The 20,012-nt window shown below is 62.0% G+C and carries 13 protein-coding genes and 1 pseudogene; 10 read left to right on the top strand and 4 right to left on the bottom strand.

From position 1 onward, the window contains the following. Positions 1-430 precede the first annotated feature (430 nt). Positions 431-694, bottom strand: a complete 264-nt coding sequence (locus tag CXQ88_RS14380) for an antibiotic biosynthesis monooxygenase (RefSeq protein ID WP_104044830.1) — start codon at positions 692-694, stop codon at positions 431-433. Between the two features lie 528 nt (positions 695-1,222). Between CXQ88_RS14380 and CXQ88_RS14370 the strand changes: the two genes are divergently transcribed. From CXQ88_RS14370 to CXQ88_RS14355, 4 genes are all read left to right on the top strand, one after another. Further along, on the top strand, positions 1,223-1,948 hold the full coding sequence (locus CXQ88_RS14370) for a hemerythrin domain-containing protein (RefSeq protein WP_104044829.1): 726 nt from the start codon (positions 1,223-1,225) through the stop codon (positions 1,946-1,948). Between the two features lie 46 nt (positions 1,949-1,994). Further along, the gene (locus tag CXQ88_RS14365; protein WP_104044828.1) at positions 1,995-2,756 is read left to right on the top strand and encodes a DUF4386 domain-containing protein; all 762 of its coding nucleotides are present in this window, start codon (positions 1,995-1,997) and stop codon (positions 2,754-2,756) included. A gap of 154 nt (positions 2,757-2,910) precedes the next feature. Then, complete coding sequence (locus tag CXQ88_RS14360; RefSeq protein ID WP_104044827.1) at positions 2,911-3,678, top strand: hypothetical protein; 768 nt, start codon at positions 2,911-2,913, stop codon at positions 3,676-3,678. 119 nt (positions 3,679-3,797) lie between these two features. Continuing rightward, positions 3,798-4,580 carry a GntR family transcriptional regulator gene (locus tag CXQ88_RS14355; RefSeq protein WP_104044826.1) on the top strand — a complete coding sequence of 261 codons (783 nt, stop codon included), beginning with the start codon at positions 3,798-3,800 and terminating at the stop codon, positions 4,578-4,580. Between the two features lie 454 nt (positions 4,581-5,034). On the opposite strand, the gene CXQ88_RS14350 is transcribed toward CXQ88_RS14355, so the two are convergent. Together CXQ88_RS14350 and CXQ88_RS14345 are read right to left on the bottom strand one after the other, a co-directional pair. Next, on the bottom strand, positions 5,035-6,021 hold the full coding sequence (locus CXQ88_RS14350) for a nucleoside hydrolase (RefSeq protein WP_104044825.1): 987 nt from the start codon (positions 6,019-6,021) through the stop codon (positions 5,035-5,037). Between the two features lie 25 nt (positions 6,022-6,046). Next, positions 6,047-7,486, bottom strand: coding sequence for an MFS transporter (locus CXQ88_RS14345; protein WP_104044824.1), 1,440 nt, complete (start codon positions 7,484-7,486; stop codon positions 6,047-6,049). Positions 7,487-7,627: 141 nt separating this feature from the next. Between CXQ88_RS14345 and CXQ88_RS14340 the strand changes: the two genes are divergently transcribed. Both CXQ88_RS14340 and CXQ88_RS14335 read left to right on the top strand, forming a co-directional pair. Continuing rightward, positions 7,628-8,497 carry a ribokinase gene (locus CXQ88_RS14340; RefSeq protein ID WP_104044823.1) on the top strand — a complete coding sequence of 290 codons (870 nt, stop codon included), beginning with the start codon at positions 7,628-7,630 and terminating at the stop codon, positions 8,495-8,497. Then, positions 8,494-8,987, top strand: a pseudogene (locus CXQ88_RS14335) (GNAT family N-acetyltransferase). Before CXQ88_RS14340 ends, CXQ88_RS14335 begins: the two are co-directional and overlap by 4 nt. Positions 8,988-9,254: 267 nt before the next feature. On the opposite strand, the gene CXQ88_RS14330 reads toward CXQ88_RS14335, so the two are convergent. After that, positions 9,255-9,908, bottom strand: a complete 654-nt coding sequence (locus tag CXQ88_RS14330; protein WP_219816332.1) for a DUF4230 domain-containing protein — start codon at positions 9,906-9,908, stop codon at positions 9,255-9,257. A 219-nt stretch (positions 9,909-10,127) separates the two neighbouring features. Here CXQ88_RS14330 and CXQ88_RS14325 point away from each other — a divergent pair, with 219 nt between their 5' ends. From CXQ88_RS14325 to CXQ88_RS14310, 4 genes are all read left to right on the top strand, one after another. Next, positions 10,128-11,477 carry a hypothetical protein gene (locus CXQ88_RS14325; RefSeq protein ID WP_146069217.1) on the top strand — a complete coding sequence of 450 codons (1,350 nt, stop codon included), beginning with the start codon at positions 10,128-10,130 and terminating at the stop codon, positions 11,475-11,477. A gap of 224 nt (positions 11,478-11,701) precedes the next feature. After that, positions 11,702-12,853, top strand: coding sequence for a DNA cytosine methyltransferase (locus CXQ88_RS14320; RefSeq protein WP_219816331.1), 1,152 nt, complete (start codon positions 11,702-11,704; stop codon positions 12,851-12,853). 637 nt (positions 12,854-13,490) lie between these two features. Then, entirely contained in the window at positions 13,491-18,212 is a 4,722-nt protein-coding gene (locus tag CXQ88_RS14315) for a DEAD/DEAH box helicase (protein WP_181037526.1), read from the top strand. After that, positions 18,202-20,007 carry a UvrD-helicase domain-containing protein gene (locus CXQ88_RS14310; protein ID WP_181037525.1) on the top strand — a complete coding sequence of 602 codons (1,806 nt, stop codon included), beginning with the start codon at positions 18,202-18,204 and terminating at the stop codon, positions 20,005-20,007. Before CXQ88_RS14315 ends, CXQ88_RS14310 begins: the two co-directional genes overlap by 11 nt. The last annotated feature ends 5 nt before the right edge of the window (positions 20,008-20,012 follow it).

Genomic DNA, 20,012 nt, shown 5'->3' with positions numbered 1-20,012 from the left:
GATGACTCCAGCGTAGGAGCGCCACAAGCCCGAAACGAGGGATGTTTCCGGTTCTTCGTGCAACCGTTAAGCGGCCGGAAATCCAATCACGGGACCGTAATTCCGGGGCGCATTTCGGGGCCGCCGAAAGACGTTTGTGACCCTTTCTCCACGCGGCCGTTACTGCCGGTAACAGCGAATAGGCGCCGACCAGGGCTGGTTCGTCCTTGGGGATTCTTTCTGAGAACAGCCGGTTTCCGTCGACATCAATCACACGAGGCCGTCACGCGCACAACAACCAAGCCATAGCCGCCTCCCCTGGGTAGCCACGGCCCTACAACGGCAGCGGAACTACACCCGGCAACAACATAAGGCTTCTCGGTGAAGGAGATCACCGCCAAGACTGGGCTGAAACGCACCACACTCTACCGGTGGGCAGGACGGCTGTTCCTTATTCGTAGAACTCGATCCGCGGCTCGCCCTGCATGCCGGCTTGCTGCATGGCGTCTTTCAGTTCGGGATTGCTCAAATAGGCGCGGGCTGTCTCAAGCGAATCGAAGTAGTGGAGCACCAGAATGTTGTTGGGGTCGTCGGCCATGCGGTGCACGGAATGCTCGGTCACGCCGCCCGCTTGCCGCAGCCCGTCCGCCGAGTCGTAGACCCTGCGGAAGGTGTCGTAGTCGGCGAAGCGGTGGAGGAGAGTAACGAGTGCCATAGGAAACTCCTTCAACTCGTTCCGAGATACGGGTGCTCAGTAACGTCAAATTAGACCCGGAACCAAGACTGGTCAAGGCACCCTGGCGTTGATGCTCAGGCCACGTCGGTGGATAGCTCGTCGGCCTGCCGCAATCAAAGCATTCCTGCAAACCTTCAAGGACTACGACCTGGACCGGTCGCGGCTGGCCGAGGGTTTTCGCCGGCACTGGGCAACGGCCGCTCAAGGCGAGCGCGGCAGTTGCCGCGACGATTGGTGCGTGCGGACACGGATGCCATTGCCGACGTCGTAATTCCGGGACCGGTCATTCGGCGTCTCCAGTCCGAACGGGTGGTCGGGGAAGGTTGAGTACGCTCTGCCGACGGTGAGCGCCGCCGTCGTACTTGAAACCCACCCAACGAAAACGCCCGGCGGGATGCCCGACCAGGGGCCGCGTCCCTTAGCCCTTGCCATTGTGCGGCTTAGGGGCCAACGATACGATGCTGCCGGGGAGAGGTCCTGGTCTGACGAGCGTTAGGGGTCCTTCCAATGACCGACTTCTTCACCATGCAGCCCGGCGAAACCGCGGCCCCTCTCCCACCGGGGCCCGTGCTGTGCACCGGGTCTGCGGGCATGCGGCGCATCCACCGCTTCTTCCTCTGGGCGTACGACGAGGCGCCCGGACTGGTGCGCTCTGTGGGCGCCAGCGACACTGCCCGCGCCGGCTACGTGGGGGAAGTCCTGGGCAACTTCGACAAGGTGCTCCACATCCATCACGAGGGCGAGGACCTACTCATGTACCCGCAACTGGAGCAACGGGCACCGGCGTGTGCGCTGCACGTAGCGCAGATGCTCGAGCAGCACCGGCAGGTTACGCAACGGCTGGAGGTCATCGAGCCGGTTCGCCTGCGCTGGATGGCGACGGCGGATGATGAGTCGGGCGCGGAACTCGCCGCGCGCTACGAGGACCTGTCGGCAGTCCTCAAGATGCACCTGCGGCGGGAGGTCACGGAGGTGATGCCTGTCGCGGACAGGGTGATGACCGAGGAGGAAATGAACGGACTGGGGCAGCACAGCATTGAGCAGTTCGACAAAAAATTCCTGGTCACCTATCTGGGGATGGTGCTGGCGACGAATCCGCCCACAGACCGGAAGGAACTGTTCAAGGAGATCCCCGCGCCCGTCCGCCTTGGCTACCGCGTCATCGGGCGCCGGATGTATCGGAAACAGTACTCGACGCTCTTTCCAGGACGCCCGGTTCCCGAGACGCTGTGACGTCGGCGGCCGGCTGGCTCCTCAGCTATTCCGAAAGGCGGACATCATGGCAACCACGTCTACGGACACGAACACTGCGAGAGTGGCTGGTGTGCTGTTCGTGGTGAGCGCGCTGGCGTTCGCCACGGCCGCCACCATCCTCTCGGTAACGTTCGACTGGCCGGATATCCTGCGGGAACCGGCCAGCGTTGTGCTGCCCGCCTTCGAAGCCGGCGGAACCGGGCTGGTGTGGACCTGGTTTGCCACCGCCTGGACCTATGGACTCCTGGCCATACCGGTGCTGCTGCTGCCCGCAGCGCTGGGCCTCCGCGATCATCCGGCCATGAGGGTGGCCACCTACGTGGGCGCCGCCTCGGTTCTCCTGTCGCTGATCGGGTTCCTGCGCTGGGTGTTCGTCGTCCCGCCCCTTGCAGCCTCGTACGTGACAGGCAATTCCACCGTGCGCGCTGCTGTGGATGCAGCCTGGACCGCTCAGCACCAGTTCGGCGGAGCACTGCTGGGCGAACATCTTGGCCAGCTGCTTGTCATCGCCTGGTCGGTCACCCTCAGCGTGATCATTCTGCGCGCCAAGGTCCTCCCGCGCTGGCTCGGTGCCGCTGGACTTCTGGTCAGCGTCCTTTACCTGCTGAACCAGGGCGACATCCTTGCCGCCGCCGTTCCCGGCTTCCCGGTATGGGACCTTGCGGGTCTGCTCGGCAGCACCGGCTGGGGTCTGTGGGTAGCCGCGCTGGGCGTCTGCATCCTGGTCCGCTCCACGCGAGGCAGACGCGCTGCCCGTGCCAGCGCTCCCGCTGACGGCGTGATCTGAGACCTCAGCCGCAACATGACGTTCTGTCATGGGGCTTGGCCCTAACAGGGCATGCGGTCAGGCCACCGAAGGGAAGTTGCTGCATTCTGCTGCGAGCCGCCGGGTTTGAAACAATGAACAAGGCAGCATCCAGCAACCGAAGGGGCACGTCGCCATGACCGGCAACCAAACGCGTGGCGGCCCGCACCGCGCCCGCCGGCTGATCTGTGGCCTTGTCCTGCTCGGAGCGCTCGCAGCCGTGCTGGCACTCCTCGGGCCCGGCTTACTCAGTGGATTGCGCACTGCGGACGGCACGCTGGTACTGCGCCCGGAATGCGTGGTCGAAACCTCGGAGGGGGAGGTGGGACTCGATCGTGATGAAGCGAAGCGGGCCACCACAGCCGTGGCGCTCCTCGCCCGCGGAATGGCAGCCCCGGACACCGCCGGCATCGACTCGGCGGTGTTGCAGCGGCTGGCCGACGGGCCATCCGGAGACGCCGGTCCTGCATTGGCCTGCCGCGGCTCCGCCGCCGGTGACCTGCAGGAACAGCAGGCGGGTGCCACCGGCCTCACACCGCGCGCCGAGCAGTTGCGTGCGGCGATGACCGAGGTGTTCGGCGAGCAAAGCCTCGGCGGCTTCGCCCCGGCGGGCGTGGATCAGGGGCACGGAGCTGACTCGACGCACTACGACGGCCGTGCCATCGACGTCTTCTTCCGCCCCGTGACCGAGGAGAACCGGCGTCAGGGCTGGATACTCGCTCACTGGCTTGTCGCTCACGCCGAGGACTTGGCCGTCCAGTACGTCATCTTCGACGACCGGTTCTGGGGCGCACACAGCTCGCGCGGGCAATGGCGGGACTACAACGCACCTGAACCCGGCAATGAGATCCTTCGTCACCTCGACCACGTACACGTGGACGTGCTGGGCGGAAGTCCCGGCTGAGGTACCTGGCGACGGCGGTGCCCAGCGCCGGGCACCGGCTTCCGCTTGTCCAACAAACGGGTCGGACGTTGAAGTAGGCTGGAAATCCCCCGGACCACCACCACAAAGCGAGGCATAACGTGCACCAGGACGCCGCCCGGTTTCTGTCCCAGCCGGTGGCCGCCCAGCCCGGCTCACCCCTCCGCGTCGCGGTGTACTCGCGGATCGCCGAGGCGATCCGCAACGGCCTCCTCACCCCCGGCTCCATGATCCCCACCGAAACCGAACTCGGTGCCGACATGAAAGTCAGCCGCACGGTGGTCCGCGAAGCCCTCATGCTGCTCGAGGAGGACGGCCTCATCAGGGCGCGGCGCGGCGTCGGGCGCTTCGTCTCGGACACGCTCCCCCGCATCGGGATCGAACGCATCCGCCCCTTCGAGGAAGTCCTCGGCAGCCCCGGCCAGCAGCTCGAGGTCAAGCGCATCCAGGTGGTGCGCCAGCCCGCGTCCGAATTCGCCGCCCCCGGGGTCGGCGTCGAGCCCGGCACCGACTGCTGGCTCTGGGAATCCGTCCTAATCCGCGACGGCGAGGCCATCGCCCACCTGCAGGAAAACATCTCGGCCCAGCCTGTCAGCCTCGGTAAGAACGCCGCCGCGCCCCTTGACATAAAGGACGACGGCGGCGCCACCTTGCTTGCCGCGCTCAACACCCAACTGGGCCGGCTGCCAGGGCCGGGCGAGTGCCAGATCAGCCTCAGCCAGGTGGGCCCCAGCCGCGCGAAGCTGCTGGACCTGCGCCCGTCCGATCCCGTGCTGGTCCTCACCCAGTACGTTCGATACGGCAACCAGCCCTTCTACCTGGCCAAGTGCCTCATCGCCGCCAGGGCCGGGCACCTCTCCGTGATGCAGTCGCTGCAGTCCTAGAGTCCTGCAAATACGACGGCATCGCATGCATTGGCCCTGCCCTTTGCCCAACAGGACTCTTGGCCAGATTCCATCGCCGCGGTTGATTCAAGCTCTCCCAGTTCTTCCGCGGTTGCGGAAGAACAACACGGCCTGGCCCGGAGGTCAATTGGTAGTGCCGCTGCCCCTCTTGCGTCCCCCGAGACCCAGCGCGGCCATGGCAACAGACAGGACCAAGCCGAAAGCTATCAGCGGGGTGGTTTCCTTGTTCGGGTGCCGGAAGGACTCCCGCGTGATCCGCTCCCACAGCCTTTCGGGCCCCAACGAGTTGCACAATCAGCTGCACCAGCGAAACCGAGGCGAGGACTTTCATAACTGATCCTTCCAAGGGCGCAATCGGGATGAAGAGCGTACCCCCGCCCAAGGCCGAGGGCAACGCTTCTAGACGGTGCAAAGCGAGGCGCCTCCGCCAGGCTCAACCAACGGGCACTGGCTGTCCCGCACGCTCCAAAGTCAGCAGCGTCTCCACCAGGTGCGGGGCGAAGTCCTCCTCGAGCGAAAGCACCACGCGGCACCGCGCCCCCGCCACCGGCGGGTAGCCCGCATACAGCCCCCGGAGGTCGCAGATGGTCTGGCCGCGGCCCGCCCCCTCAGAAGTGTCGACGGCGGCACGCACCACGGGCGCAACGGAAGCCTTAACAGCACCGACAGCGAGCGCCGCCGCCAGCGGGTCGTGCATGGCGGAGCAGGGCCGGCCGTAGATGTCCTCGTAGAACCGGAAGTAGTAGCCCAGCATCTCCCCCAGCACCTGCGCCACCCGCGAGGAGGACGCCAGCAGCGACTGCCGGTGCGTTTCCTCCAAGACGGACGCCATGGTCACGTCCAGCGGCACCAGGGTCACGTCCCAGTCGGCGGCCAGCACCAGGGCGGCGGCCTCGGGGTCGTGCCAGATGTTCGCCTCCGCCACGGGCGTGATGTTCCCGGGAGCGAGGGCGGCCCCGCCCATCACGGTCACCGACACCACCAGGGACGGCAGAGCAGGCTCCAGCCGCAAGGCCTCGGCGATATTGGTCAGTGGCCCGATCGCCACCACCCGCAGCGTACCGGGATAGGAGTGAGCCAGCCGCACCAGCATCTCCGCCGCGGACTCCTCAGCAACGGAAGCAGCCGCCGTCGGCAGCGAAACTCCGCCGATCCCGTTCTCGCCGTGCACCCACGGCGCGCCGCCGTTGAAGGATCCGGCAAGAGGGTCGTGCGCACCAAGAGCCACCGGCACATCATCGGAGCTGGCCAGCGCCAGGAGGTCCAGGGTGTTGCGGGCACCAACGGCGGCACTGACGTTGCCGCTGACGGTGCCGATGCCCTTCACGCAGGCAAAAGGTGAGGCCAGCAGGTAGGCCAGGGCGAGGGCGTCGTCGATGCCGGTGTCGCAGTCCAGGTAGAACGGGGAGGGCGTGGTCATGGTGGTTCTCCTACAGTAAAAGGGGTTAGACGGTCTCGCCCTTGGGGGCGGCGACGAAGAGGCTGATGATGAACGCGGCGGCGGTGATGGCCACCGAGATCCAGAGGGCGGTGGCGTACCCGGCGGCGGTGGCTTGGGCGGCGAAGGGCGCCACGAGGACGACGCCGAGGCTCGCCCCGATGCCGAAGGAGGCACCGTTGATGCCGGGCAGCGCGGCCGGGGCTTCCTTGGGTGAGAGGAGCACCGAGAGCCCGTTGATGGCGGTGAGGAAGAAGCCGTTGTAGAAGATGCCCAGGGCGGCGACGGCGATCAGCACCGCCGTCTGGTTGTCGGAGAAGGTGGCGGCGGCGATGGCGCAGGCCAGGCTGAGCCCGGTGCCGAACCGGAGGGTCTTGATCCAGCCGCGGCGGTCGGCCAGCCAGCCGGCCAGCGGGGCAGCGAAGACGCCGATCAGTGCGGCGGGGGTGAGGAACAGCAGTGCCGAGATGGAGGCGGTGAGCCCGAAGCCGCCGTCGGGATCCTGGCCGAGCAGCACCACGGTGAAGTTGATGATGGCGAAGATGCCGGCGAGGGTGAGGACGGTGGTGGCGATGACGGGCCACACCTGGCGGGAGCGCAGGTGGTGCACGGCGATGAGCGGGTGGCTGCGGCGTTTTTCGATGATCCAGAAGGCGGCGAAGGACGCGATGGTGCCTCCCAGCAGGGCGAGGGTGCCGGGTGCGGTCCAGCCGGCGGCCGAGCCGCCGGAGACGAAGTAGGTGGTGAACACCAGGAACAGCGAGAGGGAGCCGGCGCCCCACCAGTCCATGGCGCCGCGCACGCCGTGGGGCCGTCCGGCCGGGACGATTTTGATGATGCAGGCAGCGGCGATGGCGGTGAGGACCAGGACCACGGCGAAGATGGACCGGAAGCCGAGGGTCTCGGCCATGAGCCCGCCCACGTAGCCGTCCACGCCGCCCACTCCCCCGTTGATGGCGGCGATGATGCCCACGGAGGTGCCGAAGACTTTGGCGTGCAGGTTTTCGCTGAGCACGATGTAGGCGAGCGCGAAGACGGCGCTGGAGACGCCCTGCAGGAACCGGCCGGTGACCAGCAGCGGCAGGGTGGGGGCGGTGATGCAGAGGATGGTGCCGGCGCCCATGATGCCTAGGACCAGGAGCAGCGCGGCGCGGCGGCCGATGAAGTCGCTCCACCGGCCGATCACGGGCCCGGCGATGGCGCCGGCCAGGAAGAACATGGACTGGACGGGGGCGGCGCTCTCGGCACCCTGGCCGAACTCGTTGGCGATCTGCGGCAGTGCAGGGGTGACCATGCTGGCGTTGAGCTGGAAGGACAGCACGCCGAGCAGCAGGGTGGAGATCAGCAGGGCGGCGCGGCGGCCGGCGAATTTGGTTTCGTCGGGAAGTACGACGGCGGCTGCGGCTTCCGTGGAAGGCGCGGCGGCCGCCGGGGTTGGGGTGTTCACATCAAACTCCTTTGTTCTGCAGGCTGGTCCTGCGCTTGGGATGTGAGTTGTTATACAACCATGTATGACGGACAAGTACAACCATGGTCTACACTATTTCTCAATCGGGCCGCTTCCGGCCCTCCCCCGTTAGGACTTCCCATGAGCAATCGACTTCCTGCCGTCACCGTCGTCGGCAGCATCAACCTGGACCTGATCGCCACCGCCGAACGGCTGCCCACCGCGGGTGAGACCATCGGCGGCGCGGTCCTGTCCGAGCAGCCCGGCGGCAAGGGTGCCAACCAGGCCGCAGCAGCGGCGCGGCTGGGCGGCAGCGCCCGGATGGTCGGAGCGGTAGGCAGCGACGCGCAGGGGCAGCGGATGCTGGACGCGCTGGCGGAGGCCGGCGTGGACATCGCCGATGTGGCGGTCCTGCCGGAGCCGACCGGCACGGCGCTGATTGTGGTGGACCGCGACGGCGAGAACCAGATCGTCGTGTGCCCGGGCGCCAACTCGAACCTGTCGCTGGACGGGGTGGAGTTCGGCCCGGAAGAGACGGTGCTGTGCCAGCTGGAGGTGGGCCTGCCCGTGGTGCTGGAGGCGGCCCGGCGCCACACCGGGTACTTTGTGCTGAACGCGGCGCCCGCCATGGACCTGCCGGCGGAGCTGCTGGAACGCTGCGACCTGGTGATCGTCAACGAGAGCGAGTACGCCCTGATCCCCGCCCTCGCCTCGGCCAAACTGGTGGCGGTGACGTACGGCGGGGACGGTGCGGCCATGTTCGAGCGTGGCCGGAAGGTGGCCGAGGCGCCGTCGGCTGCCGTGGCGGTGGCGAATACTGTGGGCGCCGGGGATGCTTTCTGCGCCGCACTGGTGCTGGCGCTGCGGAGTGGCCTGGACTACGGGCGGGCACTGGCTGTCGCGAACGCTGTGGGTGGGGATGCTGTTGGTGATCCGTCCTCCCAGCCGGATTTGGCACAGCTGGGTCACTACGTCGCGCGGACCGCTGTTGCCGTGGACGGTGCACGGTGAGTGTGGCGCTGAGGCGGGCGACACCGTCGGACTTTCCCGACGTCCGCCGCATCACCCGTGACGCTTACCTGCGGGCAGGACACTTTTCGGCGGACCATCCGTACATGAGTGTGCTGGAGGACGTAGAGCACCGCGCCGAGCACGCCCAGGTGTGGGTGGCCGAGGCTGCCGGGCGGTGGTGGCGGCGGTGACACTGACGTTCGCCGGCCAACCGTACAGCGAGATCGCCACGGACGGGGAGCTGGAGTTCCGGATGCTCGCCGTGGACCCGGCGTGCCAGGGCGGCGGCGTCGGCCGGGCCGTGGTCCGCGAGATCGTGAAGCAGGCCCGGCAGCTGCCCAGCATCGGGTCGATCAGTATCACCAGTGCCACGTTTATGGAACGCGCCCACGGCCTGTATAAGTCCCTAGGCTTCCGCCGGGCACCGGAGCGGGACTGGTACGTGCCGGACGAGGACGTCCTGCTGTGGGTGTTCCGGCTGGAGCTGTAGCCCTCGGTGGTTGAGCCTGCCGGCCGGATCCGCGGATTTTGAAGCCATGGAGGCGCTGGGACGGCTCGTGGCCCGCGTGGACGAGCGGTATTGGCCGTTCTGGGAGTCCGCCGGGAGTTGAGGCTGCATAAAGTGGCCGGGCCGGCCACACGGTGGCCGAGCCTGCCGAAACTTCGGGACGGCGGCGGCGGGGGCCAGCGCCGCCGGCCGCCCCGCCGCTGTTAGTGACCTAAAAGGATTGGATCAAAAACGACTGGTTAGCGCGGACTAGCCGGCCGGACTTTCGACGAATGTGACTTGGATCCCGAGAGCGCCGAACATGCCGGTCAGCATGGCTTTGGTGTTGTCCGTAGCTTGCTTCCGCAGCTCCGACGCCTCCGCGGCGGTGGTCATCTTGGTTTCGGCGAGTTTGAAGAATTGCGCCTGCTGGGGCACTTCGATCGCGTCGGTAAGCTGGTCGAGCACGCCCCGATCCTGACTGAACACATAGGACCTGTCGTGGTCGAGGTTGGGCTTGTCGAGTTGCGACTCCGGCAGCAGCACCGTCACCGACTTGCCGTCGGGAGACAGTGTCAGGTCCTTATCGGCGAGGCCAGACAGATCTACATAGGCGTCGACCGTACCCGCCGCGACGAACAACGTCCGCTTTCCGGCGATGATGTCGGGTACTCCCGCGACGTCGTCCTCGATATCGAGCACCAGCTCAAAATTGCTGACCGCGGCATGATATCGACTCAGGTCCTGTATCGATTTCAGAAGCACTGGGTGGCTCCGGTCCGTCTGGCTCACTTGGAACGGATTGGACCCAAACATGTTCACCACACCGGAAATCATGTTCACGGCACCGAACCCGGTCAGCGTCAGCGCCACGAGCGCGCCAACCACAACCAGCGCCGCGCCCTTGATAAGCTTGCCGATCATCGGCTCCTTCTCCCCCTTGAAACGCCTTGGAGCCGTTCCCATCTATTTCCCCTCCGGCGGGTGCCGGGCGTGCTAATTCAGCCTCAGTGTAGCGGGTGTTCTGGACCCAATGGCTTGTGCATTCCGAGGTTACGGAACCTACGAACGTTTTCGGGAACAAGACGGATCCGCAGTCAAGGGCACCAGGTGAATCGAAAAATGCTTCGCCGACGCGTTCACGTGAAGGCCGCTCTCCTGGCATCTTATCGACCTGCCGTCGTCGGCTGTTCGCTGTGCCAGAATGCTCACATGAACGAAACGACTGAAGTTGGCATCCATGTCTCCGGCGACGCAGCCGTCCTGACTGGTGACCGTGCCCTGCTCGAATCTCTGCTGGCAACGATGAACGTTGACAGCACACGGGCAAGTCGATTGGGGCAAGGATCTGCTGACCTCCTGGCCCAAGCGACGGGTATGGCCGCAGTAGTAACCGCCATAGATGGAAGCTGGGTGCAACTCACGCCGGAGTCCACCCGCAAGCTGGCAGAACTTGCCCAGTTCAATTTGTCCAAGGATGGCTTGTTCAGTGGAGTCTTTCGCGGTTCCATGGGCCGCATTGATTCGTTTGCCCAATTCACCACGGGCGGCATCAATCCGGTGGCAATGGCGAATCTCGCCACGTTGACAGCAACGATGGCGTTGAGGAGCGCAGTTGCTCAGCTGGAAGACCTGGCGGAAGCCATGGACGTAAAACTGGATCGACTGCTGGATGACAACAGAGCCAAAGCGCTGGCGGACGTGCAGGGCCTTACGGTGGTCCTGACCCGCGCATTCGAGCTCTATGAGACGACGGGAAAGATCAGCGAAACAGCATGGTCTCAGATTGCAGGCCACGCCACGTCTCTGGCCCAGGCAAGCTCTCATGCCCTGGCCCAGATCGACACCATGACGCAGTCGCTCAACACCAAGTCGTTGGCGGAAAAGTCCGCCGCTGCGGAGACTATTGCGACCAAAGAGCTCCGCTCGTGGCTGGTCATCCTCGCAGCGGCCCAGGCAAACCAACAGCGGCTCGAGACCCTCGAACTTGTCCACGTGCGTCAGCACGATCCCGATGCAGTCGAGGCGCATGCTGCTGCCATCCGATCAGCTGTAGCAAATCGATCCGTTGCTGTCACCGGCAGGATCCAGGAGCTGGTTGATGCCTTGACCGCAGCAGCCAATGTTAGTGACTTTAACCGGGTCCGCAGCCCGCAGAAAAGCAAAATCCTGTTGAACTCGGCCGAGAGTGCTGTAGCGCTGATAGGCGTCTTCGCTCAGATCTACGGTTTGGACGGCCTGATCACCGGAGAAGTGGAACGGGAATCCTGGCGCAAGTCCTTGACCGACTTCGCCAAAACCACTACGACTGTGGTGTCCGCAGGAGCCCGAGCCGTGCCGGTGGGCATCGCGAAGGTTAGCGGGGATGCCGTCATCCGCGTTGCTGGCCAGATTGAGGCGCAGCGAACCAACGGAACGGGGAAACTGGAATCCGCGGAGTCTCGTCCTGATGAAGTGGTGCCAACGGCTTCCCCTAAAGGTGACGCCGGCTAATTGGCAGGCTCTTTCTCACGCAATGCCAGTCTCACTCGCCGAACTACAGACGCCATGGAGTGACCCCTGGGTGAAAAGGTAACAAAGCCGCAGCCGCTTCGAGCCAGCGAGAACTGCTCATGATCGGTTAAAACCGCTGATGCTGGTCCGCCGTGATCTGTCGACCGATAAGATCGTTTCCCATGACCCTCGTGCAATCAGTCCTACCTCCTTCTGGCGCTCAAATGGTGGACCTCTTCGCCGGGCCTGGTGGATTGGATGTCGCTGCACGCTGGCTGGGATTGTCCGTGGCCGGCATCGAGTGGGACGAAAATGCATGCGCAACCAGGCGGGCCGCCGGACTTGAAACCGTGCAAGGTGACGTACGCGACCACGGTCCAGCCGAGTTTCCCCATGCGACGATCCTCGCCGGGGGACCCCCGTGTCAGACCTACACCGTGGCCGGGGCAGGTGCTGGTCGTAAGGCACTGGACCAGGTCCTGTCCTTCATTGCGCGCATGGCCGATGGGGACGACGTCACAACCGAGCTAACCACGTTGGATGACGAACGGACCGGGTTGGTGCTGCAGCCGCTGCGATGGGCATTGGAGGCCCATGAGGCGGGGAACGCCTACGAGGCGATCGTATTGGAGCAGGTACCGGCGGTTCTGCCCGTGTGGGAGGCTCTGGCGAAGGTCCTGGAACCACTGGGTTATGAGACCGTCACTGGCATACTCCACGCAGAAGAGTACGGGGTTCCCCAGACACGCCGCCGCGCGATACTCATCGCGAACCGGTACGGCACACCCGTACTTCCCGCCCCAACGCATCAGCGGTTCAGGAGAAAAGAGGTGAAAGCTTCTACGGACCGACCTGCGTTGCTGCCCTGCCAAAGCATCGGCGAGACCTTGGACAGGGTAGAGCCTTTTGTGATGATCTCCAATTATGGAACTGGCGGTGATCCTAAGGCCCGCGGTCGGCGCACTTCAGAGGAACCGGCTTTCACGGTCACTGGGAAAGTGTCCCGGAACCGCTTGTTTTCCACCAACGAGGATGAACTCGATCGCCTCAAAGTTTCTGAGGCAGGCCGGCTCCAGACGTTCCCCGCTGATTACCCGTGGTCGGGCAAGGACGTCTCGCAACAGATTGGCAACGCCATTCCGCCGCGTCTCGCGGCTCACGTCCTGGCAGCAGCTCTCGGTCGAGAACTTGATGCAGATTTCTTCGACACGATGACAAGAAAGCGGTGGACCCAGACGGACGACGAAACCACACCTGCACCACAAAACATCGAGGGTGCACACGACTGTCCTGTGCCGAAGACTGGACCGGAGACGCGGCGGCCGGTCGACGAACCTCCCCAGTGGGCCCTCAGCCTCGTGTCGTCACAGCTCTGAGCGTCCCTCTCTATGGGGATTCTCTTCCCATTTTTGTTGTACTTCGCTGATCGTGATTCATTGGGACCGACGACGGTCATTGGTGAATCACGCCACCAACTCACACGCGAGCGGTTAAGCCCGATACGCTGGAGGGAATCCTGGGAGGGAAGCTATCCGAATTTATGGCCCTGTTCTCTAGACTGCGGAGCCCATAGTCCGCTAAGTTCCCTACATCCTAATTGCATCTCGGTCGCGCCTAGGCCAAGCTGTCGCTGGACCCACTTGCTGAGATCCTGCAAGCAAACCTCTCCCGAGACCCTGCGCTCCTTTTGAATAAAACCAAAATTTGGATCTACTGACGTGCTAGCACTAATGGAGCGGGACAGGCGAACCTAATTGACTGGCCGGAACAGGGTTCATACCTCCACTGATCGAGCTTTTGAGCCTCACGCATCTGGAGGTAGCGAAGCTCCAAGGGTTCCCCGAATACCGGCTATGGGTTGGATCAAAACTGCCATAGCCAACTAGATCCGCAGCGCCGTTCCGCGGCCCTCGGGCAACCCAAAGCTGCCCAAGTGTCGAGAAACATCTAGAACCGCCCACCCACTTGGCCGGGGCTTGGCGTTAATGTCGCATCTGAATGGTAAATAATGTCGTGAAAGACTTCGGCGGAAGGCCGACAGCAGTGATCTCGATGTGGGGGACGGAACCAATGATGGTTCGGGAATCATGGGCCGGCGTGACTTCGCCGCTCAGCAAGTTTGTTGCGGCTGAAACACAGAGCGCGCTCAACGCTTACAGGGCCCGTCCTGACCTTGTCCGCGAGCACAGCAACATTGAAGCCGCTATTTCCCAAGGCGGGTACGGCCGAAAGCAGCTAAACGAACTCATACAAAATGCGGCCGACGCCATCAAAGACGCGGGTGGTCGCATCAAAGTGGTCTTGACGGAGGAAGCGCTTTACTGCGCCAACGAGGGCCAGGCCTTTTCGGAGGCGGGCTTTCGGACTCTAATGCTCTCCCACTCATCCGAAAAGCGTGACGATGAGATTGGGCGCTTTGGGCTAGGTTTCAAGTCGGTTATCCAAGTCACCGCCGATCCAAAAATTTACAGCCGCAGCGGTTCTGTATCGTGGAGCCAGACCCGTAGCCGGGAACTTCTCCAAGGGCTTTATCCGAACTTGGAAACGTACCCTGTACTCCGACTAGCCACACCCGTGGACCCGGACATCGCAGCGGCTGATGACGATGTCCTGGCCGAACTTTTCCCCTGGGCCTCTACCGTCGTGAAACTGCCCCTCACCGGTAGCGTCTCCTGGCTGTCGGACGAGATCACAAAGTTTCCCGGAGAGTTCCTCCTATTCTCGGAAAAAATCGGATCTCTGGAGTTCGAGGATCGGCTCAATCGTTCCTCCCTTACCTGGACCGCGGAAAGAGAAGGAAACCGAATCAATCTCAGCGATGGGACCACGACCAATGAGTGGCGCATCTTTCGAGACAAGCACAACGTAAGCACACAGGCAGCTGTCGAGGCTGGCAGCATAGTCGCCCGCAAGCAGGTTGATGTCACTTGGGCCGTCCCGATGACCGACAATCAGCGTAAAAAGCTAGGCCGGTTCTGGAACTACTTTCCTACGCAGCACGAGACTTCGCTTCGAGGCATCGTTAACGCCGCATTCAAGATGAATGAGGACCGGCACAGCATCCTGGAAACTCTTTACAACAAAGAGATCCTTACCCGCACCCTTCCGCGGATGGTCGCTGGAGCTCTTAAAGACCTCAACACTCAAACGGACCCTGCGCTGTTTCTCGATATTCTTCCGTCACGCGCCCGAGAGTCCTATTCCTGGGCTGATGCTGCAATCAATAAACCAATCTTCGCAATCCTTCCCTTTGCCCCGTGTCTGCCGGACAGATCTGGAACCTTACGACTTCCGAGTGAAATCAAGGTCCAGCCTGTTCTGGAAGAAGCAACCCGGCTGACGGCACTTTGGGATTCATGGGTCCCGGCAGACCGACCGTGGCTGCACTCTGCTGCAATGCGAGGGCGAGAGCCCCAGGTGGCCCGTATCCTGCAGGAAGCAAACTCAAAGCGCGCCTCAGTTGAGGAATGGCTGGAAGAGGTTGTTGCCGGAGGCGAGCTGCGGGATTACGAGAATGCGCTGCAACTAGCCGCCATGATCGACAAGTCGTATGCGGATTACCGGCCAGCCATGCGTCGAAGCCGTATCGTTCTTATGTCCGACGGAAGCGTTCAAGCCCCGATCACGTCAAGAGTGTTTCTTCCCATGAGCGCCGACGACGAATCCGCAAACGTTGTCTCCTATGACTTAATGCACCATGGCAACGCAAACAGCTACCTCCGTGCCCTTGACCTCCAGGCGCAAGACGGTCGGGGTATCGTCAGCCGAGTGGCGAGCGAAGTGGCCCAGGACTACTCCGACGCCGAGCTCGCGCGCTCTCTATGGAGACTTACTCGGTCGCTCGCAGTCCCCGAGAGTCTTGCTGTAATAAACGAGAGAACCGAGCCCGCCAAAGTCTTGGTTCGCTGCCGCAATCATCAGTGGCGTCCGCTTGGCGACGTTTGGCTCCCTGGCGGACTGTTCGCCCAAAACAGTGTTGGTGATGAGCATCTTGTAGTGGACGACCAGTTCCACGCTAACGACCTCGCCCTTCTTAAGAACCTCGGCGCGAGGACAGCACTCCCGGACGCAAAGATGGCTCGAGGCGGTGCAACCTACGATCTGTGGAAGCAATCTGAGGCGACCCGAATTGCCAACGCATCTCGTAATGGACCCGCTCCCCTCTCCGAGGCAGGCATACGCTTCAATCAGGCCTTGACCACGGACGGCTTACACCTTCTCAACGAGGCGTCAGCAACGACTCGGGCGAAGGTAACACGGACGATTCTGGGAAGGCCGCAGTATCCTTCAAAGGTCGAATTCAGCAGCGGTTTTCGACCGGCAGCAACAGTAGATGCTCCGGATCTATTCTGGGTAAAAAACTATGGGGCTTTCGAGACCCCCATCGGATTGGTGGACACCAAGCGGTGTGTCGGCAAAGTTGATGGCATACCAACCGACTTCCTGCCCTTCCCAGGCGAAGAAGAGGCAGCCGCATTACGGTTGCCAACTGATCCTCGCCACATCCAGTGGGGTTTCGTACTTTCTCTGGCCGAACAGGGTCTTCCGATGCTGCAGCTGCACGAACTATATGGGGCATTAGCTGCACTCGATGTGCGTCCGCCGAAGGAGCTCCTAACTCCTCTTAGCGGGGGCCGAAATACACGCTATCTGGCATCAGATGTACTCCTGGCAGCCGACCTTAAATCTCGGGACTACCTCGTTGAAACAGCCAATGTCCCGGTCCTGTACACAGGTCATTCAGATCTGGATGAGGCCCTGATCGGGAACTGGGGAATCAAGCCAGTCACAGTCGAATTCTTTACCTCGGTTCGGGGCCACCCCGTTGAAGGAGAAGAGCCGAAAAGTATCAAATCGCGATTCCCCTACCTCAAACGTGCGGCCTGCGAAGTTGCCGTTCAGACCTTGTGTGTTCCCTGCGTCTCCGTGGAGGAGGTTCAGACGAACAGCTACGACTCGGGATCAGTTGCCACCCCCAGAGCCTCCTACCTGCAAGATGGCATGCTCTACTACCGTGCTCCTCAAGGCGACCAGGCGTTGCTCACTACCATTCTCGGTGCATTTGGGAGCAAACGTTCCTCGGCTCAGGTCATGCAGGCGATGCGACAGCTGAAGCGAGACGATGACGCTCAAGCTCGAATTGGACGTGTGAACAAACAAAAGACCGATGCAGGCAAAGTGGCCGAGCTCGTGGGTAGGGAAACCCTTCGCGAGTTGATTCCTGAAAGTGTCATGAAAATGCTGGCAGCACGGGATCTGGAACTGACCGATGAACGCATGTTCGATATCGTTAGTAATCTCCATGGCAGCAGCTTGCTCAAGGTTCTCAAACCTGCGCTTGAAGAGGCTGGAATCGAAACGCCTGACCAGTTCCGTGGAGGTCGAACGGCTCGGGAGTTTGTCAAGGAACTCGGCTTCTCCCCGGCACTTGCCGGTGAATCCATCAAGAGAAAACCGGAACGCGAGGAATTCGTCGGACCCGTGGGCCTTAAGCCGCTACACGCCTACCAAGAATCCACAAGCCGGAAGATTTGCGATCTTTTGGCTCAGCGAACTCCACATCGGCGTGGCTTAGTGCAGCTTCCGACGGGGGCTGGCAAGACCCGGGTCGCCGTCGAATCGGTGATCAGGGATATTGCCTCGACTTCCAAGGACCAACGTCGTCTGGTCCTGTGGATTGCGCAGTCTGACGAGCTATGTGAGCAAGCTATTGAAACCTGGACATACGTTTGGCAAGCTGCAGGTTCTCCTGGCGAACGGATGGCTGTGAGCAGGCTATGGGGCGGAAACAAAGCCGTCCGTGAGGAGACCAAACTTCATCTGGTCGTCGCGACAATTCAGACGCTTTTCAGCATTTATCAAAACCGGCGCCAGATGTACGACTGGATGTCCGATCCGGACCTAGTCATTATCGATGAGGCCCACGGAGCAACTACTACGCAGTACACACAGGTTTTAACCTGGTTGGGCCGTTCTTACACTGAGAAGTCGCGATCACTGCTGGGGCTGTCCGCCACGCCGTATCGGGGATCCAACGAGAAAGAGACAGAACGGCTTGTTGCACGTTTTGGCAGGAATCTCATTGAGCCAGATGAGTTCAATGCGGAAAATGCGCACGAGTACCTGCAGAGCATCGAAGTCCTGGCCAGAGTCAACCACGAGGAACTGAAGGGCATCGAACTAAGGCTGAAGGACATGCCTTCCGCTACGGATCAAGAGTCACAAAGCTTGATGCTCGAGGCAAGGATCGACCTCCAGCAAGTTGCGGACAGCACGCAGCGTAACGAAGCTATTTTGGATCACATCAAGGCGTCGAAGACGAGTGGGCCGACGCTAGTCTTTGCCGCCTCGGTGGAGCATGCTGAGGCACTTGCGGCTGTCCTGTCGGTGGAAGGCATTCCTGCCGCCGCCATCTCAGGAAAGACCGACCTCGGCCACAGACGCTCAATTATCGAGGACTTCCGGAATGGAAAGATCCGGGTGCTCACAAACTTCGATGTGCTCACCCAAGGATTTGACGCGCCTAGGGTAGATGCTGTCTACGTGTGCCGTCCAACCTTCTCTCCGAACAAATACATACAGATGATCGGTCGCGGCCTTCGCGGTCCGCGTAACGGCGGTAGCGAAGAAGTCTTGATCGTGAACGTCAAGGACAATCTGGACCAGTATGGACACAAATTGGCGTTCACACAGTTCGACTATCTCTGGAGGAACGAGGCAATTAGTGCTCGCTGAAATTGAGCTCGACGAGAGTCAGCGGGCAGTAGCAGAAGCGGAACCAGAGGACAGGCTATTTGTCACCGCCGCGGCGGGCCAAGGCAAGACCGAAGTCCTTCTGGCCCGAGTGAAAACACTCGTAGAAGACGGTCTAAATCCGGCGGACGAGATTCTGGTTTTGAGTTTCTCACGAGCCGCTGTCGAAGCAGTACGTAAACGTGCTCGTGTGCATGACCTGGATGGCTTGCAGATCAGGACGTTCGATTCCTTTGCCGCGCAAATATTGATCGACATGGACGAAGATACTCTCGGTGACAGCTTCGATGCGCGGATAAGAAAAGCGACGGAATACATTGCCAGCGAAGAGACGCCCGACCGGATCTTGCACCTGAAGCACATTTTGGTTGATGAAGCCCAGGACCTCGTGGGAGACCGGGCGGAGCTTGTCTTGGCCTTGTTCGCCGCATTAGGCGAGGACCTAGGCTTCACTGTGCTCGGGGATCCATTGCAAGGTATATACGATTTCCAGCTGGAGGAGTCAGACTCAAAGCTGACATCCGGAGAGCTCATCGAGAAGCTGAAAACTGATTTTGGTGCTGACCACCAGAAACTGGCCAGACATTATCGGGCGGTCACTGACCGTACCCGGGAACTCATTTCTGTGGGTGACGAAATACGGAGCCTCGGTGAGCTCGATGATTCAGGTTCAGAGACAGCACACAGCCTTCTTGACGACTTCCGAAGGCAAGTGTCCAGCACCTCGGTATTAAACGAGTCCGGGGCGCTAAGCCCGAATGCCGGTGAGACGACTGCCCTTCTCTGTTCGACAAACTACGAGGTGCTTATCGCGAGCGAACTTCTGTGGCAGAACGGCTATCCGCATCTGGTTCGCCGCAAAGCTCAGGACATGAGTGTGGCGCCCTGGGTGCACCAAGTCTTCAAAGACCTCGAAGATCGAACGTACGATGCGGACGACATCAAGTCACGCCTTACCGCTCTCTTTGGCGACTCAGCAGCTGACCTATGGCTTGCGCTAAAGACAGCTGAAGGGAATTTCACGGCTTACAATTCCTTGAACGTTCCCCAGCTGAGTCAGCGACTCCGCAGCCGTTCAATCCCCTTAACTCTGACAGTCGCAGATACTGCCAGCCTTATAGTCTCCACCGTTCACCGAGCCAAGGGGCTTGAGTTCACCAACGTCCTCTATCTGCAGCCCGAGTTTGGATCGCCGGCCGCTGAGCAGAACGCGGCAACGCTCAAGCAAAAATACGTTGCGCTGACCCGCGCACGGGAAGAGATCATTTCCACGAAGTTGCCGAAGAAGCTGCTTCAGCGCGCCGACGGATCAACTGGACGCTGGTTGGAAAAGGCCTACGGAAAGTACGGCGCGTACAACGCCCGGATGGAGTTCCTCAACTCGGACATCGATGATGTCTCCCCTTACTACCCCGAAGACGGCGATGCCCAGGCAATCCAGGACAACCTCGTATTGGAGGACCTCTTGGGCCAAGTAGTGTCTGGCTCCCTACAATCCGAGCCGGAGCCCGGCGAAGTGCCCCGCTATGTATTGACGACCAGTGAAGGCAAGGTTATCGGGCGAACCAGCCCATCCTTCGCGTACGCGCTGAAAAAGAACTTTGCATTCAAGACCCACCGCAGGGACGAGTGGCCCGCAGGGTTCACGGGCGCGCGCGTCACGTCCATCGAATGCGCGACCGGCCATCCGGAAGAGACAAAGCTGACGGGGTTGGGTTCCTCGGGCATGTGGTTGGTCCCCCGGCTAACCGGTCTGATCACGCGGACAAAGAACTAGGAGCA

The organism is Arthrobacter sp. ZGTC412 (assembly GCF_002929215.1).
Lineage (GTDB): Bacteria > Actinomycetota > Actinomycetes > Actinomycetales > Micrococcaceae > Arthrobacter.
This window is presented reverse-complemented; position numbering and strand designations above follow the sequence as displayed.